The following is a 17,975-nucleotide window of genomic DNA, read 5'->3' on the forward strand; positions in this document are numbered from 1 at the left end:
CGATCGCCGTCTGATGAGCGCGCCTTGCTCGCGCACCAACCTTGAAGCTCCCGTGAGGCTGCCATGACTCCTTCCGCGGCGCTGGCAGAAGAGGTGTCGTGGGCCCGAAACAACCCCGATCCGCGGTCGACCATCAGTATCGGAACGCTATCTCTCTGGAATTATCCCGTCGATCACGTATCTCTAGGAAAGGAACATCAGGAAGCTTTGCGCGAGTTTGGTCGCACGTATTTTATGGCGCCGTCGTTAAGCGACGTTCAGTTCACTGTGCGCGGACACGCAAGTGGTCCTGGTGAGGCGCGGAACAACGCCCAACTGGCCGCAACACGTGCGCGAATAGTGAGAAACTATCTGCAAGAGCTCGGTTTTCGGTCCGTCTACGACAGCGCGGCAGGATCAGACGAACCAGTTGATCGATCGCCCACGGGTGCCGCCTATGCGCGGAATCGCAGAGTGGATGTCACGCTATATAGCCAGCCTATCGTTGCATCGCCAGAGGCGACCACTGCACCGCCTAGGATCCCTCCTTCTGCTAGCCGTTCTGCCAGCACGACCGGCTTGGAAGGTACGTTCAAGGTCACCTTCACTGAGCCCATCGATCAGTTCACGGCTGGATATTTCGATATAGAGGTTCACTTGGTCGGTGAACTCAAGGCCAAATGGATCCGAGGACCGCAAGTCGGGGCGCCGGCCGCAAGCGAAGGCTTTTCTTACGACGCGGCGACAGGCACGTTCGGGGGCGAATTCGAGGTCCAGTTGCGAAATGCAGTGAAGGCCCAGCTAGGGTTTGAGCCACCTCAACATGGGCGCGGTGGCTCATTGAAGCTCGGTGTGGAGATGGAGAAATGGGGCGTCAAGCCTTCCGCCGGAGTGCAGTTGGGCCCTCGTCCCTTCTTCATTGTGTTCAGCTTAGAAGCTAAGTTTCCGTCCATTGTCATCAACGATGTCAAGTTCGATTTGGAATTCACCGGTGGGATCCAAGCGGATCTCGGGCTCACGCCGGCGGGCTGGAGGAGCGTGGGAGTTGCGGCGGTCGCGGCGGCCGAGACCTCTGCCCTAGTGCTAGCTGTTCTGGCGGTTCCGGGGACGATCTACCTGTCCGCAGAGGCGCACGAGGCGGGCAAGCGCGCGGCTGAGCCATGGGCTGCGCGTGACGGCGCCGCCAGTCAAATCGCGAGCGAAATAACCGGCCAAGGGGCGCTGCGCGTGAAGCAACGTGGCGCGGAATGGCTAAGAAATGTTCGCTCGTCAAATGCCTTCGGCCTTGGGGTTGATGTCGTAACGCACTACCTCGTGGAACAAACAAAAGGGCCGGATGCGACTGCGCGTGGGGCACGGGTGGGCGACTGGAAGCAGAAGTTCGCGTCCGATACTGCTGAATTCGATGTCGTGAGGGACCGAGTCTTCAAGGCGTTGGGCGGCCTCTCTGCGACTTCCGAGGATCTACCCACAGCTGTCGCAAACTTGTGATGCGCCGCTTCTCCTCAGTTCATCATCGTGTTCGCGATGGCACCTGTGGCGTGCGCGACGTGTGTCGAGCGAGATCAATTGCCCCCGGCTCAGGCATCGCTGACCCGAAACTCGATCATTTCGCCGCGAACCTGATCCTGGATCCCGTCTGTCAAGGATCTGATCATGTCGACCTGTGGGAAGGGCTTAATGTCACCCGGCATGTGGACACCTATGTCAGTCCTTGACTCCAGCACGTCGAACGCCATCAGGCCATCCTTGAACACAGCCTTGGTGGGGAGCTCTCGAAGGCGGGGGTAGTACCGTGCCGTCGGTCCTGCCGGGCCTGCAGGTGCACTGCCGCCCAGCTGGCAGCGATTCCTGCGATGACCCCCAGGATTCCCGCCACCCAGACATCCCACATGTACTTGGTACTGGCAAGTCAGCGTGTGGGCGACCGTCGTCAGTCGACTTTCTGGATGTTTGGTCGCGTCCTCCGCGGGGGTCGGCCGCCACGGCCGCCACGCAACGGCGCTTCCCGATGTCGCGCTGAGGAAGTTCATCGCTGAGCTCGAACATTGCAGGCGGTCGGTAAGCGAAGTCCATCCACGATCCCTCCCCGGGCGATGGCTATGCGATCGTCTCCTTTCGTCCCGCCGCGCGGCCGCTCAACGAGGCTCCTGCGGTGGCTCCGATGCTTTCCCCGGCGGGTAGCCTCAGGAGCGGAGATCCTTCGAGCGTGCCGATCGTCCGACTTCTACCTCCATGATCGCCAACGCGGCTGAGTGGATGTCCTCGGCACCTTCTCGTCTAACCACCTCTTCGGGCCGATGAACTGCACTGACGTTCGCCAGCCGCGGCCTCTCCGGCGGTGGCGATCGCTCATCGTTCGTTCGTCGCTGACGGCCGGTACCTTCGAGGGTGAGAACCACTGACTTGGGGAAGGTGCGGGCCACCCTCTGGGCCGCCGCCGACGAACTACGTGCGCCCGCAACCGGGTCCGGGTGCGGGCGCTCGCCGTAAGTGGACCGGTTGGCGACATTCCGAGCGCGCAGAGCGAGCACCCGCGACGTCGCAGACAGGCGAGGCGACTGCCCCAAGAACGAGCTGGTACGGCCGCCGCCGGTTCTAGAGTCCACGCCGACGTGGGACGAGATACCGATTGTGCCCAGAGACGACCTGAGCGGCGGCGATTTATTCGATGCTCGCTTGATTGGGCGGTCGAAGCGCTTCGGCTTCGTCCGAGGCCCAGGACGCAAGCTCGATGCGACAGGAATGTCCCCTTCCGATGCCGACTTGCGCGCAAGCCGTATGCATTCGCCGAGCAAAGCTCCGAGGCGAATTCGCTCGTTGCGGAACGCGGTTGCATCCCGAGTTGCAGCGGTGGCGGCTTCCAGCACTCGATCAAGTTCGCGATCAAGCTGGTCGATCACGCTCAGCTCGGCAGTGGGTGAGACGAGCGCCGCTTCGTAGCGGGCAGCATTCCACTCAATCGTTGCAACGTGGAAGCTGACCTACTGGCTTGCTGTGCCGTCGATCTCCTTGACATCTGATATCGCCAGATTGGTGATCTCGCGATTCAGGGTCTGAAACGCACGTACGATCTTCCGGGCGGCGTCCAGACGCGTCTGGCGACGCCACTCAGTCCGCGCGCGACGCTCGGCGACGAACGCCACGATGATGCTCGATACGATGCCAACTCCCGCTCCCAGGAGCACTCCGACAACGACCTCATTCATCGAGTTCCTCCCACCCTTTGAACTTGACTGTAGGCAGAGGTCGCACTACCGGAGCGGGCCGGTCGCCTGCTCGTTTGGGCTTATGCGATCTGCATCTCGACGGCAGCCTGGCACCTAGTGAATCGCCGCACGCGCCGAGAAACCGACCTCCTTGACCTTTGTTGCTTCCGGCCGGGCGCGCGCAGGATCCGTGATGAGAACCGACGCCCCCTGCACGTAGGAAACGCGGAGAGCAAAAACGGTGCGTGGCCGACAAGGGCTCGGTAAGTGCGCAGCCCAGAGACTAGTTGCCACTGACATGAACCGCCCAACCCCGTTCGTGACCGAGCTTGCTGAGACCAGCGCTACCGCGGCCACCCAGGCGGCTGTCGTCACAGCGTTTCGGATGGCCGCACCACCACCCCGTTGCCGCTCGAACCGATTTGACGCGGCGCATCCGTGAGTCAGCGGTCGTTGTTGCGGGTGGTGGTGGTGTCGTCCTCGAGTGCGATCTCTTCCTTGCGCACCTCGGCCTGCACGCGCTCGGTGTCGGTGACCGTTTCGGTGCCGAGGCGCACGCGCTCGACGGGGACCGTCTCCTTCTGGATGACGGGGCGCTCCTCCGTGAGGATCACCTCGTGCTCTTCTTCGCTGATGTCCGGGCCGGCCAGGGCATCGCCGACGTTCGCGTCGGTGATCGGCTCGCGCTCGAGCCGGACCTCCTCGCGGGAGACGGGGACCGTGACGGTCTCGTTCTCGGTGACGACGTACTTGCGCAGACGAGCGCGGCCGGTCTGCACCTTCTCGGTGCCGACGTTCAGACGCTCCTCCGAGCGGGTCATCGCGTCATCGGTGGTGGGGCCGGAGGTGCCGTACCCCTCGGTGGTGCGTCCGGTGTCGCGAACGCCCGTGTCGCGAACGTCGGTGTCGCGAACGTCCGTGTCGTAGCCCGTCGTGCCCGTGCTGTAGCCGCCAGTGCCGCCGCGCTCGTAGTACGAGTAGAGGTTGTCGGTCTCGTCTTCCTCGAGAGCTCCCTCGTGGTCGATGTTCGGTGCGCCCTTGATGACGTCCTTCGAGTAGGGCACCCGGATCTCGTCACCGTTCTGATCGGCGGCGTCGAGAGGAACGAAGGACTCGCGCATGCCGAACAGCCCGGTCCGTACCGTGATCCAGTTGGGCCGTCCAGTGTCGGGGTCGACGTACACCTGGCCGACCGTTCCGATCTTGTCGCCGTCGGAGCCGACAACGTTCGCTCCGACAAGGGCACCGAGTGCGAGGTGCATCTTGCCCTGACTTCTGCCCCACGGACGCGACGGGGCGGGATTCGTGCTCGGCACCCACTCTTCGTCGCGGTCCGGGTCCAATGGGGGGTCTACCGGTGGGTGTTGGCTCAACTGAAAACCCAAACGACCGACACCCAGATCGCGAGTGTTAGAAGGGCCACGATCAATGTCGCTCTATAGCGTCGGCGAATCTTCGAGAGGCCAACTTCGTTGGCGGAAATCATCTCGGGCACCGTGTGAGTGGCAAGCCTGCGGAGCGCGATCAAACGGTCGGGCGCGGGCTTGTTGCCTTCCATCCAATCCATAAGGTCGCTGGGGATGAGAATAAATTGGAAGCGAACCCACGGCACAACCGCCGACACAAGGAGGACTGCCAGGAGCGCGAAGCACAACGTTCCCAGCCCCGTGAGCACAAAGAAGGCCGCATCACGAGTCACGCCGCTTCCGAGGCCTGCTCCAACCAAGAACGCCGTGGCAGTGGCCGAGAAGGCAACGAATGCCAGCGCGCGCGTCCGCATCCCATTCAGCTCCTCGCGTTGAGCCTTCAGCGTTTCTAGACCTGCCTCATAAGAGAGCTGAACCCACTCGACCCGGTCCTCATGGGACCAGTCCTTCTTCGCGCCTGTACTGGCACCGAGAGCCCGCGGCACCTCCGGAGTTGCAGGATTATTGCGATCCGCCATAAGGGGATGATACGCGTTGGCGTCATGGGAAGGTCGGTTGCCCGAGATACGCCCATAGTGCAGGGGCCGCAGGGGCGTGAGGGACGGCGCCGCCGACCAGCCGGGCGTAAAAGAGCGAAACGATCCCAAGGAGTGGCCGTCTCACCGGTCTAGTGCATCAAGGACCTCAGACAAGGAGGCCATGCGGTAAGCCTGAGTCGAGCACCAGAGCCTTGATTCCGTTCATCAACCAGCCACCGATCCACACCTCGGCCCTGTCCACTATGACGCTGAAGCGGCGTTGCAACTGGGGGCCAAGGCGCGAGAAGTCGGCGTTCTGCGCTTCCGCCATGATCGAGGTCCTCGAGCTGCGGCGCAGCCACGGCAAAGACCCGCCTCGCAAGCCGGTCCGTGATCGGGCGCCCTTTTCCACATGCACGGTGGCCGGCTGGCCGATCGACCATACTTGGCGGGTGTCTTCGTACGAATATCAGCTCGCGATGTGGCCTGCACAGCGCGACCAGCGCGCACAGCTCGACGATGTCTTGAGCGCTCCTCACGATGTTGAGCACTTCGCCTATTTCAAGCGGCGGGCCAATGCCGATGCGGCAGCGGAAGCTTTGATCGCCGAAGGCTTCAAAGTCGGGCTTGGGCGGCGCGGGTTCAAGACCGTGCTTCAAGCCGTGCGGAAGGAGCCGCTGACCGATGAGGCGGTCGCGGAGTTCCTGCGTGACGTAATCAAATTGGTCGAGCAACATGACGGTGACTACGACGGCTGGGGAGCGGCTGTGGAAGCCGAAGCGAGCAGTAGCGCGTCATAGACATTTGGTCGCCCACCGTGCGAATGCCTATCCCCAAAGGGCATCGGAGAGGCCTGTGCGACCCGCCGGTTCGTCGACCGGCGGTTTGCTTTGGCTAGGCGCGCTCTACAGGAAACCCCTATTCGCAGGTGGCGGTGCCGCCCAGGCCACCCAGCCCTCGTACACCGCCGGGTAGTCGTCATCGTCGCCCCGTCGGCGGTTGCCGTCGCTGCCACCATGACCGGACGCTCGAAATCGACCCGTACACCTCCGGTTGCTGCCGGCTCCGTGACGGCGCGTCGCCCGACGCACTATGCGGGAGCACGACGGCAACGTCGAAAGGCGCCTCTAGCGCGGCACGAGCCCCAGCCACAGCGCGATCGCCGTGGCGACGACGGTGCCGAGAATGGTGACGATTAGCGCGGCCGTGTGCTCGGCGATAAAGCGCCCAACCCCGCTTAATCTGAGTTCGGCGCCACCTGCGGCGTTGTCGCCATCGTCCCGTGAGGACATGCGGAGTGAGCCAGCTCGCGCTGAGAGGCCTTCGCGCTCCAGTTCAGCTACGAGCAGCCGCGCCACCTGCTCTACCTGTAGCCGGTCTCGGCCATTTATTGAAGCGTCCGCCTTGCTGAACTCCGGCTTGTCCGCGTCGTGCCAGCCAATCAGCCACTACGACCCCTGCTTCCAGCGGAAGAACCCGTGTATCGATCTCCGCTTCAGCTGGTGCATGTCCGCGACTTCGTGCGCCTCATCCAGGCTGCCCCGTGAGAAGCTTCGCTCGAGGTCGCTCACGCGCCACCAGCCCACCGAAAGCTTCGACGGCGTGACTGACTTGGCGAGTCGTTCGAATGTCCGCAACGCCGACCAGACTTCCGGCTCCGAGGCCACGGGGAGATTCACTTCGATCGAGAACTCGTCGACCACTTCAAAACCCCTTACTCCGCGGCGTTTACGTGCCCAGACGCGTCACCGCATCCTACGGGGCCGTTCCGCCAGGCTCGCGCACCACGTCGCGTCTCGCCCCCTGGCTAGCTCCGCTATCTGCCAAGCACGTCACTCTGCACCGTTGTCGGTCCATCGACCGCGCGCTGGTCGGGTTTGGTGGATGGGAACTTGGACACTGACACCGTTGACCGGTTGACGGTCCTCGCGGGGGCGCTGATCCTGAAGATGGCCGATACGACCCTGGATGATGCGTCGATCTCGTCGGTGAAGCTCTCGCGAACAGCGACCCACTCCCTCGTGACCTCACTCCTGCGGGTCGGTGATCACACTTGGAGGAGCGCGTCGCAGCGGCCTAAGTATGTGCGGAAAGTACTCCACACCCTCATGTACCGCATCTTCCCGATACTCGTTTGCTGTCGTTGGCCGCCACGACGCCGCCGATTTCTCGGTTGACGACCTGGCGGCCAGGCCCGACGAGTCCGCGCAGCCGATCTCCCGGGCCACCAACGACCCCCGTATCGATCCCCCCGACCGCTGACGTTTTTCCTCCGAACCAATCGGCCGGTTTTACTCTGACTTCTGCGCAATCGAGTCTTGGCCGAAGTAGAAGCCTACGACGGTTCCAACTATCGCAATGACCGGGCCCAGAACGCCGGAAATGAGGAGGCCTAGAAGTTCCCGGTCGACGGGCCGAATTAGTATGAATCCTAGAGCGACCATAGAGATGCACAGGGCAAACAGAAGCACCATAAGAGTTGCCGCGATACGTCCGCGGGCTGACTCCCGGTGACGCTGAGGGTTATACGGCTCGGAGGTGGGTGCGGTTCCGGCTACCGATATCTCCCCTAGATCGTAGTCAGCTTCGGCCACATCACGCGAGAGGTTAATGTCGCCTAACTGAACATGCAGTGGATCAGCCTCCCGGTCATCTTCGGTCTCGCTATTACGCTCCGGTGAAGCCTCGCTCGAGTCGCTCACCGGAGATTCACTTGGCTTGTCTTGCCGTCCTTGTGCTTAATCAAGATCAAGCCGCCGGCGTCAAGTTTGTCCTGGAAGTAAATCTCATCGGCGATCGCTCGAGCGAAGAACTCTGTGGTCGAGATGCCTAGTCGACTGGCGACCTCCTTGACATTCTCAAGTTCGTGAGCCTTCATACTGAAGGTGATCGAGATTCGACCCTTGGATTTGCGTGGGGGTGGTTCCTTGGGGCCTGGAGGAGGCGGGTTGGACGGGCCAGGTGGTCGAGCCATGCGACGATGATAGGACGAGTTCCTTGAGCCCTCTAGCCCTTGCCTAGATAAAAGGCTGTGGTCACCAACTCGCTGGGGAGACCGCCGCGCAATTAGGGGCTCCGAATGGACATGTCGTGGTTCGGGGCAAGGTTGAGCCACACACGTCAGAGGCGACGCGGTTCTACCGTCGTAATAAAACCCCAAGTTGTAGCGGAGTGACTCGACGTTGACGTTTGATGTCCGAAGTGACCGAGGCCCGTTGAGTCGCGATCTGACGAGTCAGTGTGCTGATCTCCTCGACCTACACCCGATTCTGTCAGGTCCGCCCGCCGACGATGCTTCCCAGGGAGAGGACTCTCACCGGCTCGTCGACAACGGTCAACGCCGCGCCGACCGACTAAGTTGCCGGGCGATGGCGAGCACGTCTCTGAGCAGCGGGCCATGGCAATATTGAGGTGCATCTCCCGACCCTAGCGAGCAGATCGGGTGCGCCCGCAAGACCGTCGCTCACCGTTCCGTCTGGCGTGAATCGCCGTGACGCGCGGCCGACCCGATCGTTGGGGGGCGTAGGACCCGCCCGAATGGATTCTCAGTCAAGGTTCGTCTACTGCAGCAGCCGGAGTCCGCCTCGAACACCGCCCTCACCCACGGACACACGACGCCGGGATCTGAGCCCTCCTGTGCCAACGCCGGATTGAAGCGAAGCCAGGCAAGACGACGAACGAAAGTAGGAGGGCCCCGCCGAACCGCGCGAGTACGAGCGACGAGGACCGCCACCGAGAGACCATGACGATGAAAAACAGCAATGCACGCAGGCACTTTATGTGGAAGTCGTAGCGAGTTCGGCAAGAACGGCGTAGCCTGAGGCCGTGCGCGGCGGTCTCGAGCGGTGGAAAAGAGGCGTCGGATCGCAGGGGGTCCGACAAGCGCTCGCCTATGCCTTTCAGGGTTCGTGCGACTCGCACGTGCGAACCGCTTCGGGTGTCGATGCGCTCACGGAGTACAGCGACCTGGGTGTCGATGGCGTGACCCGGTTCACGGTCGACTCCGGGTTCATCGCCTCGGATCGACTGAACGAGGTTCAGTTGCGGCGGTGGGTGGACGGTCGCTGCCCGCAGACGGACGAGCGACGCGGGCGTGACCTGACATCGCCGGACGCGGACCTAATTCTTGACGGCACGATCAACGCACCGAAGTCGTACAGCATCGCCGCGCTACTGCACCCGGAGCTCAACGAGCAGTTCGAGGCGCTACAGGACCGGCTTCGCGATCGGATCATGACGACGTGGCAGGGGGAGCTCAATGCGCGACGTGGCGCTGGCGGACGCATCCGAGAGGCGCTGCAGCGCGTGGAGGTGGTGGAGCTCCGGCACGCACGTTCGCGTGCCCTGGACCCGCATGTCCACCGGCACCTGTGGTTGAACGTCAAGGTGCTCGGCAAGGACAGCAAGTGGTCCAACGTCGACTCGAGGGTCGCCATGAAACTGCACACCGTCATCAACGCCGAGGGCGAACTCGCGGCCCGAACCGATCCCGATTGGATCGAGGCGCTCGCCCGCCACGGGTACACCCTCAACCAGGACGGAGAGATCGCGGAACTCGCCCACGCGGTGCGGCCGCTGTCACGTCGATCGAGCCAGATCGAACGGAACAGGGCGGTGCTCCTGGCTGAATGGCGGCAGAACAATCCTGGGTCGGAGCCATCCCCAGGATTGCTGCAGCAAATCGATCGGAGGGCGTGGGCTACCGGCCGGCCGAACAAGCCGGGCGAGGTCGACGAACGTGCCTGGGAGGGACTGATCCGTTCCGAACTGGAGGACATCGACCCCCACCTGATCGACTCTCGCCGACCGGTGCAACCTCGCGGCGTCGCTCTCGAGGATCTCGACCTGGGGCTGCTGGCAGCGCAATCAGTTGTAGACGCCGACGCGCGTTCGACGGGGTGTGGCGGGCGCTTTAGTCGACTGGATGTCCGTGCCGGCGCTACGCGGGCGCTCGCCGCATCGGGAGTCGTCCAGGAGCGAGAGGCCCTGCGGGCGACGCTCGACGAGGTCGTCTCGCGCGCACTCGCTGACGTTGTGGATCTGCTTCAGGGCGAGCTTGATCGGCCGCATCACATCAAGGGCTTTATGGCCTCCGCAACGGCTGCCGCAAAGGTGCAGCTCGCCGCCCGATTCGACGCGCTCACCCGGAAGGGCGCACCCCTCGACGTGCATACGGTCACCGCGATCGCGGACCACGTTCTGCCACCCGGAGTGAGCCTCGATGAGCGGCAGGTCGCTGCGGCGGCTGCGATCGCAGGAACCGATCGGCTGGTGTCGGTCACAGGGCCCGCGGGGGCGGGGAAGACCACGATGCTCCGGGTCGCCAAGAGCGCGCTCGCTTGCGACGGTCACGTCATGGTTGTGGTGGCGCCGACGAAGAAGGCCGCCTCCGTCGCCGGGCGTGAGATCGGCACCACTGCCGCGAGCCTGCACGCGCTGCTAGCCGACCATGGCTGGCGGTGGGGCAGGGATGAGGCCGGCGCCGAAGTGTGGGAGCGGCTCGCTCCCGGCGACACAGACCCCGCGACGGGCATCGTCTACACCGGCCCGCGCCGGTTCCTGGTGAGCGCAGGGGATCGGATCGTGGTCGACGAAGCGGGCATGGTCGACCTGCGCACCGCGAACGCACTCGCCGTGGTGGCCGCTGAGACCGGCGCCGGGATCGCCATGGTCGGGGATGACTTGCAGGCGATGCCGGTCGGCCACCGTGGAGCGATGGCCTGCATGAGAAGGCGGAGCACCGCGGTCGTGGAGCTGACCGCTGTGCATCGATTCCGCGACCCCGACTATGCGGCGCTGACCCTGCGAATGCGAGAACCGGCGTCCAAGGATGCGGCACTGCTTGTCGCTGCCGAGTTGGCTGACCGCGGCCTGATCCACCGTGTCAGCGACCAGATCCAAGCACGAGACGTCATGGTGGAGGCGTATTTCAGATCCGCGACCCAGCACCGTCGTGTCGCGCTCGTGACGAGTACGAACGAGGAAGCAGACGCGATCAACGAAGCAATCCAGCAACGCCGCGTCGACCAAGGCCACCTCACCGTCTCCCGCATTGCGATCGGTCAAGACGAGCAGCGCATCCTTGAGGGCGACATTGTGCAAACCCGACGCAACGACCGCCACGCCGACGTCGAGAACCGTGCTATCTGGATCGTAAAGCGAATCACCCCAACCGGCCTCGACCTGACCAGCATGGCGGACAGCGGCGAAGCCCGCTCTGTAAGTGACGACTACGCAGCGGAGCATGTGCACCTTGCCTACGCGTCCACGGTTCACGGCATCCAAGGGGAGACGACCGACGCGTCCATCGTCGGCCCCGGTGTTGATGCCTCCGGGCTGTATGTCGGGATGACCCGAGGCCGTGCCCACAACGAAGCGATCGCCATCTCCCATACGGAAGCAGGAGCACGCGACGCCATCGCGGACAGCATGCTCCGCGGCACCCCCGAGGTCAGCGTCGACGACTCCGTCCGGGCGGCACGCACCGAGCTCGGACGCGCCGCTCGAACCCCGGCGCCGCTCGCGACGCCTTCCGCTCCGTGGCACGACAGGACACGCCGCCCGTTCGGTCACGTGGCCGAGATCGAGCGAATGCTCGATGCAAGCCGGAAGCGCGAGGAAGAGTTGCAAGAACGCGTCGGGCGCATGTCGAACTGGATGCAAGCGGCCGCGCGCACCCTTCTCGCGCTGGATGCCGGCACCGCTGCTCGCGTTGCCGCGCGACACGGCCGCCCCTCGCCGCCCGAGGGGGTCATCGCCAGCGAAGAAGATGAGGATCGGCTCCGCCCCAGATACTTTGCTCGGGCAACCGAACACCAGGAACTCGCCAGCGCGTTGAGTAAGCACGCGCGAGCTCTCGACGGGCTCGAAGCAGAAGCGGCCCTGCGGGCGTCGCTGCCTGGCCACGCAAACCACGCCGAAGATCGCGCCCGCCGCAGCGCGACGCAAGGCTCGACCGGCCCAGAGGCCCCATTCGGCACGCGAAGCGTTGGCGCGACCGGACTTTCCATTCGGTGAGCATGAACCGACACAGCACCGCGGCGTGGCCGCGCCAGGGAGCCGGTGACACGGCGCAGCAAAAGCTCTGTTCCTTTGACCTTTCCGGCTGTCGAGAATACGTCGGCTCCCGCGACTCCGTTCCCACAATCACGGACGCGCCCTCCGGGCTTATTTCGCCCGAGATTCTGGGCACTGCGCGCTTCGCACTCCGTCTTATCTCTGTCTGCCGGAAGGCAAAGATTCTCAATCAGGTTGTCAAGCCCGCGAGAGGCATCGTGCTCGGGGTCGCCGCGGGGAAGGGGGTGATCGCGTGGGGTGTGTAGGGGTGGTTGTCGCGGAACATCGCCCAGATGACGTTGAGACGGCGGCGGGCGAGGGCCAGCACGGCTTGGACGTGGCTCTTGTCTTCGTGGCGTTTGCGGTCGTAGAAAGCGCGGGAGCGGGTGTCGTGTTGGACGCTGATCATGGCGGCGAGGTAGCACGCCCGCAGGAGCCGGCGATCGTATCGGCGTGGTCGGTGGTGGTTGCCGCTGATCCGTCCGGAGTCCTTCGCGGCGGGCGCCAGACCGGCGACGCCAGCGAGGCGGTCGACGTCACGGAACACGCTGAGGTCGCTACCGGTGGAGGCAAGGGATTCTGCGGCGAGCAGGTCACCGAAGCCGGGCAGGGTGAGCAGGAGTTCGGCTTGCCGGCTCTGTTGGAGACGTTCCTGGATAAGCTTGTCCACCTCCCCGATACGGCCCTCGAGGGTCAGGACGTCGTAGCGAGTTGTCCGACCAGCTGGGAGCTGATGTTTTGGCCGGCGAGCACGGACTGCTGACGGCGGGCGGCCTCGACGGCGGCGTGTGCGGTGGCGGCTGCGGTGCGGGCTCCGCGGCTCCGGAGCCATCTGGTCAGCCGCGCCTCGCCCATCTTCCGCAGCTGGTCGGCGGTGGTGTAGCCGGTGAGGAGAATGAGGGATGCCTGGCTGGCGCTGAAATCGAAGCTGCGCTCGAGTGCCGGGAAGTACTCCACCAGGTGTCCGCGGAGCCGGTTCAGCGCGCGCGTGCGGTCGCGCACGAGGTCCTTGCGGTGGTTGGTCAGGACCCGCAGCTCGTTGACGGTCTCGTCGTCGGGGCGACGCACCTGCAGGTCGCGTCGCATCCGGGCTTGGTCGGCGATGATCGCGGCGTCTTTCGCATCGGTCTTGCTATCGCCGCGGTATGCCTTGGATGCGTGGTGGACGGCGTGGCCGGGGATGTAGAGCACGGTCTGGCGGTGGGCGGCGAGCAGTCCGAGCACCAGCGCAGCACCGCCCCTGTTCAGATCCACCGCCCAGGTGACGGCATCGCGTGCTGCGAGCTCGGTGACAGTGCCGATCAGGTCCAGCAGTTCGGCTTCGTTGTTCGGGACTCGTTGCGAGCACAGCCGCTGGCCGGTCCCGTCGATGACGACGCAGTGGTGGTGGCCCTTTCCCGCGTCAATACCGGCCCACAGTTGTGGCATCGCTGCCTCCTTTGTTTCCAGGTGGTAGTGATGGCCGCGCCGGCGTTCCCCTACACAGCGATCGAGTCGCGTTTCTCAATGAGCGGTCGAGCCATCAGTAGGGCGGCGGGCGGCCAATCTTTGCGAGCCATCCAGCGGCGAAAAACGGTGAGCCATACCCGCCGCCCCGGAACGCGGCGACTCTACATAGCCCCCCGACACCCCGCTGAAAAACGTAGGGAAGAACGGTTGATCGGGAAGGGATGAGCAGATGAACGAGCAGGGAGTTGTGGTCTACACGACGGGGCCGGCATGCATCCGCTGCACCATGACCAAGCGCGTGCTGACGGACAAGGGTGTTCCGTTCACCGAGGTGGACATCCGAACCAACAGCGCAGCGCGGGATTACGTGGTCGAGGATCTCGGCTACTCCGAAGCGCCCGTCGTGGTCGTCTCCGACGAGGACCACTGGAGCGGCTTCCGTCCCGACCAGATCGACCGACTCATCACCAACCGCTAGAGAGAAAGAGGTACTGAAATGTCCGTTCGCTTAATCACCGGGAACGTGGCAGCAGACCCGGAAGTGCAGCAGGGAGGGCGCGTGAGCATCACCAAGTTCACCGTTCTGGAGCACACCGCCGAATACAGGGGAGACCAGCGCGTCGAGGGGCTGAAGCCGCTGAGCCACATCGTGGAGGCCAAGTTCGAGCTCGGCGCAGGGGCCGCACAGTCGCTGCACAAGGGGGATGCCGTGATCGTCGTCGGTCACGAGCGCGACGCCTCGTTCGAGGGCACGGATGGGGTGGTCTACCGCCGCGTGATCGACGCCACGCACATCGGCCCGGACCTGGGACACGCCACCGCGACGGTGACCCGGAACCCGCGCGAGAGCGCCTGATCAATCACGAAGGGGCGAGCCGATGGCCTCGCCCCCCACTGTGCTCAGAGTTCTACGGAGCCGGCCGGGACTTCATCCGCGCCGCACGCATGGTCCGCTGCTCAAGGAACGCGAGCCCGAGCGAGGCGAGAGCCAATAGGGCCCAGCCCAGGATGTTGATCCATTCGCCGGCGAACGCGGCGGGGGCCAGCTCGACTGCTACCGCGCCGACAAACGACGCAAGCCCAAACCACACCATCCCGTTAGAGACCGCCGCTGTCCGGGCGATCCGGTCCCGCTTTGCCATGCCCCCAACATTGCACCGTGGGGACGGACGGTCTACCGGGGTCAGGAACGAAGGTCGATTTCGTACGCGTCGACGTCGCGCCGGCGAATCTCTTCGACGGTGGCGACGACCGCGACGGCTGCACCGGGTGGGGGAGTGAGCGCGACGTCGGCACCGACTGCCGGCAGCTCGAGCATCCTCTGCTGCTTCACCGCGAACGGATCAGCCTCAGCACCGAGGAACAGCCGCACAGTGACGACCAGCATGCGGGGAGCCTAGCCCGGGGGAGTGGTGCCTCTCCCTTCACGCACGGCGGATGCCCACACCACGTCCTCATCTCATTGCCGTCGACGGTGAACCGGATGCCGACCGCACGGGAGGTCCACACGCACGCTTCCGCGTCGACGAGCACTGGGGTCTCGCCGAAGCGACCCACGCCTTCACCGCTTTCGGCTGCGGGTCGCGAGTAAACGGCTCCCTGCCCAGGTCGAGCTCGGCATCGGCGAGTCTCTGCAGCGGGCCGGAAGAGGCGGCTTGTTGAAGGATGCGCTGATCCATCTGCTGATCGATCCGGATCGTATGTGGCGTTATTCGTGTCGGCGGAGTGGGTGGCACGCAGCTCTTTGGTTTGGCCGTCCAAGTGCGGCTGGTGGACTGCGATATTGATGTGCGCTCAACCACTGGGCAGCGATCGTTTCCGGTCGTGTCGGGTCGGGTCGGGTCAGTTCAAAGGTTTCTTCGATTTGTCTGGGTTCGCGAGTAGCTTCGAGACATGTCGGCTGAGAAGTCGCACGTTCAGCTCGCCGATGAGTTGCGTGCGCGGGTGAACGATTCAGGGGTCGTGACTCGAAACGTGCGTGAGCGCGCGGTCGCGCTCGGGGCAGGGTTGGCGCCTGCCGCCGGACCCGTCGAGGTTTTAGCCGCCCAGATCGGGGAGGCGTCGTTTCGGGTGACGGATGATCAGGTTGCGGCCGCCCGCGGCGCGGTTGGGTCCGAGAAGGGGACCTTCGGAGTGGTGATGGCGGCGAGTGTCGGTGCGGGTCTGCGGCGCTGGGACGTGGCGATGCAAGCGATCGAGGAGGCGAGCATTGCGGCTTCCTGAGGTGGAACGCGGCGACACGGTGGCCCACCGGTTGCTGATCAAGATGATCTCCCTGTTCGCCGGGTATCGGCTGCCGGACGCGGCTCGCGTCGCGTTCTATGACCAGGAGTTCGTGGGCCGCGCCTTGGGGGCCTGGACTCAGCGGGCCATGCGTGGACCTAGCGGATGGTCGGTGTCCGAACGCGAATTGATGGCGGCGGTGGTCGCCAGCTGGAATACCTGCCCGTTCTGTGTGGGCGCGCATAGTGCGATCGCGGTGAAGGGCATGGACGATGCGGTGGTGGCTGCCGTCCTTGCCGACTACCGGACTGCGCCGATTTCTTCCCGGCTGCGCGCCGCCCTGGTCTTCGTGGAGAAGATGACGACAAAGCCGGAGGACGTGTCAGCGTTCGATGCGCGTTCGGCGCTGGATGCGGGGCTGACGCGGGACGACCTGGAGGACGCGGCCGCCGTTGCGGCGCTGTTCAATATCATCGCCAGAAACGCCAACGCTTTGAACTTCGAGATCCCCTAGCGAGGACTTCGCTAAGGCCGCCGGGATGCTGCTGAAGCGGGGATACGCGTAGAGCAATCGCCCACTAATCAGTATTGCTCGTGCTCTTCGTGGTCGTCGTGTTCGTCTTCGAGGAGCATGCCGACTGAGGTGGCGCATGCGTCGCCGCGCCATGCCTCGAGTCCTTCGCGGACGGCGAACCCGGCGATGACGAGGCCGGCGATCGCGTCTGCCCACCACCATCCGAACAGGCTGTTGAGGGTAAGCCCGATGAGGACCGCGGTGGCTGATCCGAGCTCGCGTCCAGCGCGGCGCTCTGCGAGGGAGAGGAAAGGCATGACGATGACACTGAGCGCGGTGATGGCGGTGCCGAGCGGGCTGTGTTCGACTTCGACGTGGCCCAGCAACGCGATCAACGAGGTCACGGTGACGTACGCGGCCAGAGCGAAGAACGCTAGGGCGGGCCGCCGGGGGCCGGCCAAGCTTGGGGGAGGAGGGTGGCCTCCCGGCGGCACCTTGCTTCGAGAGTGACTCATGCATCGCCTGGGGTGAGCGATCCCGGCTGAACAGAGGTCTCGAAGTGGGTTGAACCTATGCCTGCCGACGGCGTCTTGTCGGGGATGGACTTACGCACTCGTTCGTGGTATCCGTCGGTGAGCGGTAATGCGAGGGAGTGGAGTGCATGGTTGCACGCGCTGTCGGTGCCCGCACCCAGGGTTCGTCTTCTTCGTCGGCGACAGCGACCCGGATCCCGACTATGTTTGCGGTCCATTCGCAGGTTGTCACCAATCCCTTCAGCAGTTCCTCATGAGGTCGGCGTAGCGTGCGGGGACCACAGTGTCTGGCTACCCATCGAGGCGGTCGGTAAAGTAGCGAGGGCGGTTCCTCCCGAGAACGGCCTCTGCTGGGGATTGCGCGTTCCCGGGGGGAACCTGAACCCGTTGCCGACCCGACGGTCAGATCACGCGGGTGTGCAGTCCAAGGGACAGGCACCGACGCGGCGGCGGGTCTACCCGGAACAGTACCCGCTCCCAGATGCCAGGTCCGCGACCATCTCATGACAAGCCGACGCCACTTTTCAGGGCACGCGTTCGTTCGACACGCCACCGCTGCGGTCGCCGCCGGTGGTGTTCCTTCCTTGACAGCGCGGTGTTCCTAGGCGGAAGCTGAACACGCGACCGCAATGATGCGGGCGCGGAAAGGCCGACATGAGCGCCGGGACTTTTGAGGTCGTCATCACCGGCGCGGTGAACGAGGTATTCGTCGGCGTGTTCGATGGGTTCACCGTGGACACCACCTCCAGGGGAGTCACCCGTCTTGTCGGTTGGGTTCCGGAGGCGGCAGGCCTGCACGGAGCACTGGAGATGCTTCGGGACTTCGGCATCGAGGTCGTGTCGGTGACACGGATCAGCGCCCCGCACGACGTCCTCGTCCGCCCCACCACGCGAAGGAACCGCTACAAGCAAAGTATCCCGGTCTGGAACCCGATCCCTTCACCCAACGGCGCGGCAAGGCACGCTAGACGGTATGTAGTGGCCCTCTTTGGGTGAGGGGGTCGCGGGACGGGGCCTCGCTCACAAAACTCGTGGGTTACCGGGTGGAGGTGGTCCGCCCGGCCTAT

Annotated in this window: 18 protein-coding genes and 2 pseudogenes; 8 read left to right on the forward strand and 12 right to left on the reverse strand. The window is 64.4% G+C overall.

Annotation, left to right across the window (positions count from 1 at the left end):
* The first annotated feature begins 63 nt into the window (after positions 1–63).
* On the forward strand, positions 64–1,470 hold the full coding sequence (locus tag ACPW96_RS16755) for an OmpA family protein (protein WP_425884409.1): 1,407 nt from the start codon (positions 64–66) through the stop codon (positions 1,468–1,470).
* A gap of 89 nt (positions 1,471–1,559) precedes the next feature.
* On the opposite strand, the gene ACPW96_RS16760 is transcribed toward ACPW96_RS16755, so the two are convergent.
* The 5 genes from ACPW96_RS16760 to ACPW96_RS16780 form a co-directional block, all read right to left on the reverse strand.
* Positions 1,560–1,718 carry a hypothetical protein gene (locus tag ACPW96_RS16760; protein ID WP_425884411.1) on the reverse strand — a complete coding sequence of 53 codons (159 nt, stop codon included), beginning with the start codon at positions 1,716–1,718 and terminating at the stop codon, positions 1,560–1,562.
* Positions 1,719–2,963: 1,245 nt separating this feature from the next.
* Positions 2,964–3,188, reverse strand: coding sequence for a hypothetical protein (locus ACPW96_RS16765; protein ID WP_425884413.1), 225 nt, complete (start codon positions 3,186–3,188; stop codon positions 2,964–2,966).
* 443 nt (positions 3,189–3,631) lie between these two features.
* Positions 3,632–4,450, reverse strand: coding sequence for a DUF2382 domain-containing protein (locus tag ACPW96_RS16770; RefSeq protein ID WP_425884415.1), 819 nt, complete (start codon positions 4,448–4,450; stop codon positions 3,632–3,634).
* Positions 4,451–4,557: 107 nt separating this feature from the next.
* Positions 4,558–5,133 (reverse strand): hypothetical protein, encoded by a 576-nt coding sequence (locus ACPW96_RS16775; protein ID WP_425884417.1) that lies wholly within the window; start codon positions 5,131–5,133, stop codon positions 4,558–4,560.
* 166 nt (positions 5,134–5,299) lie between these two features.
* A complete protein-coding gene (locus ACPW96_RS16780; protein WP_425884419.1) occupies positions 5,300–5,464 on the reverse strand; it encodes a hypothetical protein in 165 nt (54 codons plus the stop codon).
* Between ACPW96_RS16780 and ACPW96_RS16785 the strand changes: the two genes are divergently transcribed.
* Positions 5,463–5,933, forward strand: a complete 471-nt coding sequence (locus ACPW96_RS16785) for a ribonuclease E inhibitor RraB (RefSeq protein ID WP_425884421.1) — start codon at positions 5,463–5,465, stop codon at positions 5,931–5,933. The genes ACPW96_RS16780 and ACPW96_RS16785 overlap by 2 nt on opposite strands.
* A 327-nt stretch (positions 5,934–6,260) precedes the next feature.
* Here the strand turns inward: ACPW96_RS16785 and ACPW96_RS16790 are convergent, their stop codons facing one another.
* The 3 genes from ACPW96_RS16790 to ACPW96_RS16800 form a co-directional block, all read right to left on the reverse strand.
* On the reverse strand, positions 6,261–6,491 hold the full coding sequence (locus tag ACPW96_RS16790; protein WP_425884423.1) for a hypothetical protein: 231 nt from the start codon (positions 6,489–6,491) through the stop codon (positions 6,261–6,263).
* 933 nt (positions 6,492–7,424) lie between these two features.
* Positions 7,425–7,835, reverse strand: coding sequence for a hypothetical protein (locus tag ACPW96_RS16795; RefSeq protein ID WP_425884425.1), 411 nt, complete (start codon positions 7,833–7,835; stop codon positions 7,425–7,427).
* A complete protein-coding gene (locus ACPW96_RS16800; RefSeq protein WP_425884427.1) occupies positions 7,832–8,107 on the reverse strand; it encodes a hypothetical protein in 276 nt (91 codons plus the stop codon). Before ACPW96_RS16800 ends, ACPW96_RS16795 begins: the two co-directional genes overlap by 4 nt.
* A gap of 947 nt (positions 8,108–9,054) precedes the next feature.
* On the opposite strand from ACPW96_RS16800, the gene ACPW96_RS16805 reads away from it, so the two are divergent.
* Positions 9,055–12,150, forward strand: coding sequence for an AAA family ATPase (locus ACPW96_RS16805; RefSeq protein WP_425884429.1), 3,096 nt, complete (start codon positions 9,055–9,057; stop codon positions 12,148–12,150).
* Positions 12,151–12,379: 229 nt separating this feature from the next.
* Here the strand turns inward: ACPW96_RS16805 and ACPW96_RS16810 are convergent.
* Positions 12,380–13,617, reverse strand: a pseudogene (locus tag ACPW96_RS16810) (IS110 family transposase).
* Between the two features lie 250 nt (positions 13,618–13,867).
* On the opposite strand from ACPW96_RS16810, the gene ACPW96_RS16815 reads away from it, so the two are divergent.
* Positions 13,868–14,116: a glutaredoxin family protein gene (locus ACPW96_RS16815; RefSeq protein WP_425884431.1), complete on the forward strand. Its 249-nt coding sequence runs from the start codon at positions 13,868–13,870 to the stop codon at positions 14,114–14,116.
* An 81-nt stretch (positions 14,117–14,197) separates the two neighbouring features.
* The gene (locus ACPW96_RS16820) at positions 14,198–14,494 is read left to right on the forward strand and encodes a hypothetical protein (RefSeq protein WP_425884433.1); all 297 of its coding nucleotides are present in this window, start codon (positions 14,198–14,200) and stop codon (positions 14,492–14,494) included.
* A 52-nt stretch (positions 14,495–14,546) separates the two neighbouring features.
* On the opposite strand, the gene ACPW96_RS16825 is transcribed toward ACPW96_RS16820, so the two are convergent.
* Together ACPW96_RS16825 and ACPW96_RS16830 are read right to left on the reverse strand one after the other, a co-directional pair.
* Entirely contained in the window at positions 14,547–14,780 is a 234-nt protein-coding gene (locus tag ACPW96_RS16825; protein WP_425884435.1) for a hypothetical protein, read from the reverse strand.
* 41 nt (positions 14,781–14,821) lie between these two features.
* Entirely contained in the window at positions 14,822–15,025 is a 204-nt protein-coding gene (locus ACPW96_RS16830; RefSeq protein ID WP_425884437.1) for a hypothetical protein, read from the reverse strand.
* A gap of 506 nt (positions 15,026–15,531) precedes the next feature.
* Between ACPW96_RS16830 and ACPW96_RS16835 the strand changes: the two genes are divergently transcribed.
* Positions 15,532–15,861: a hypothetical protein gene (locus ACPW96_RS16835; protein WP_425884439.1), complete on the forward strand. Its 330-nt coding sequence runs from the start codon at positions 15,532–15,534 to the stop codon at positions 15,859–15,861.
* Positions 15,848–16,375, forward strand: coding sequence for a carboxymuconolactone decarboxylase family protein (locus ACPW96_RS16840; RefSeq protein WP_425884441.1), 528 nt, complete (start codon positions 15,848–15,850; stop codon positions 16,373–16,375). The genes ACPW96_RS16835 and ACPW96_RS16840 overlap by 14 nt, the downstream gene beginning before the upstream one ends.
* A 68-nt stretch (positions 16,376–16,443) precedes the next feature.
* On the opposite strand, the pseudogene ACPW96_RS16845 reads toward ACPW96_RS16840, so the two are convergent.
* A pseudogene (locus ACPW96_RS16845) lies at positions 16,444–16,815 on the reverse strand (hypothetical protein); the annotation flags it as partial.
* A gap of 747 nt (positions 16,816–17,562) precedes the next feature.
* Here ACPW96_RS16845 and ACPW96_RS16850 point away from each other — a divergent pair.
* Positions 17,563–17,904: a hypothetical protein gene (locus tag ACPW96_RS16850; protein WP_425884443.1), complete on the forward strand. Its 342-nt coding sequence runs from the start codon at positions 17,563–17,565 to the stop codon at positions 17,902–17,904.
* Positions 17,905–17,975 lie beyond the last annotated feature (71 nt).

This window comes from Micromonospora sp. DT81.3 (assembly GCF_049847225.1).
Lineage (GTDB): Bacteria > Actinomycetota > Actinomycetes > Actinomycetales > Microbacteriaceae > Microbacterium.

Bases quoted from the DNA above. Each gene is read 5' to 3' on its own strand.
- ACPW96_RS16755 (WP_425884409.1), top strand. From the start codon at position 64: ATGACTCCTTCCGCGGCGCTGGCAGAAGAGGTGTCGTGGGCCCGAAAC.
- ACPW96_RS16760 (WP_425884411.1), bottom strand. From the start codon at position 1,718: ATGGCGTTCGACGTGCTGGAGTCAAGGACTGACATAGGTGTCCACATG.
- ACPW96_RS16765 (WP_425884413.1), bottom strand. From the start codon at position 3,188: ATGAATGAGGTCGTTGTCGGAGTGCTCCTGGGAGCGGGAGTTGGCATC.
- ACPW96_RS16770 (WP_425884415.1), bottom strand. From the start codon at position 4,450: ATGCACCTCGCACTCGGTGCCCTTGTCGGAGCGAACGTTGTCGGCTCC.
- ACPW96_RS16775 (WP_425884417.1), bottom strand. From the start codon at position 5,133: ATGGCGGATCGCAATAATCCTGCAACTCCGGAGGTGCCGCGGGCTCTC.
- ACPW96_RS16785 (WP_425884421.1), top strand. From the start codon at position 5,463: ATGATCGAGGTCCTCGAGCTGCGGCGCAGCCACGGCAAAGACCCGCCT.
- ACPW96_RS16780 (WP_425884419.1), bottom strand. From the start codon at position 5,464: ATGGCGGAAGCGCAGAACGCCGACTTCTCGCGCCTTGGCCCCCAGTTG.
- ACPW96_RS16800 (WP_425884427.1), bottom strand. From the start codon at position 8,107: ATGGCTCGACCACCTGGCCCGTCCAACCCGCCTCCTCCAGGCCCCAAG.
- ACPW96_RS16815 (WP_425884431.1), top strand. From the start codon at position 13,868: ATGAACGAGCAGGGAGTTGTGGTCTACACGACGGGGCCGGCATGCATC.
- ACPW96_RS16825 (WP_425884435.1), bottom strand. From the start codon at position 14,780: ATGGCAAAGCGGGACCGGATCGCCCGGACAGCGGCGGTCTCTAACGGG.
- ACPW96_RS16830 (WP_425884437.1), bottom strand. From the start codon at position 15,025: ATGCTGGTCGTCACTGTGCGGCTGTTCCTCGGTGCTGAGGCTGATCCG.
- ACPW96_RS16835 (WP_425884439.1), top strand. From the start codon at position 15,532: ATGTCGGCTGAGAAGTCGCACGTTCAGCTCGCCGATGAGTTGCGTGCG.
- ACPW96_RS16850 (WP_425884443.1), top strand. From the start codon at position 17,563: ATGAGCGCCGGGACTTTTGAGGTCGTCATCACCGGCGCGGTGAACGAG.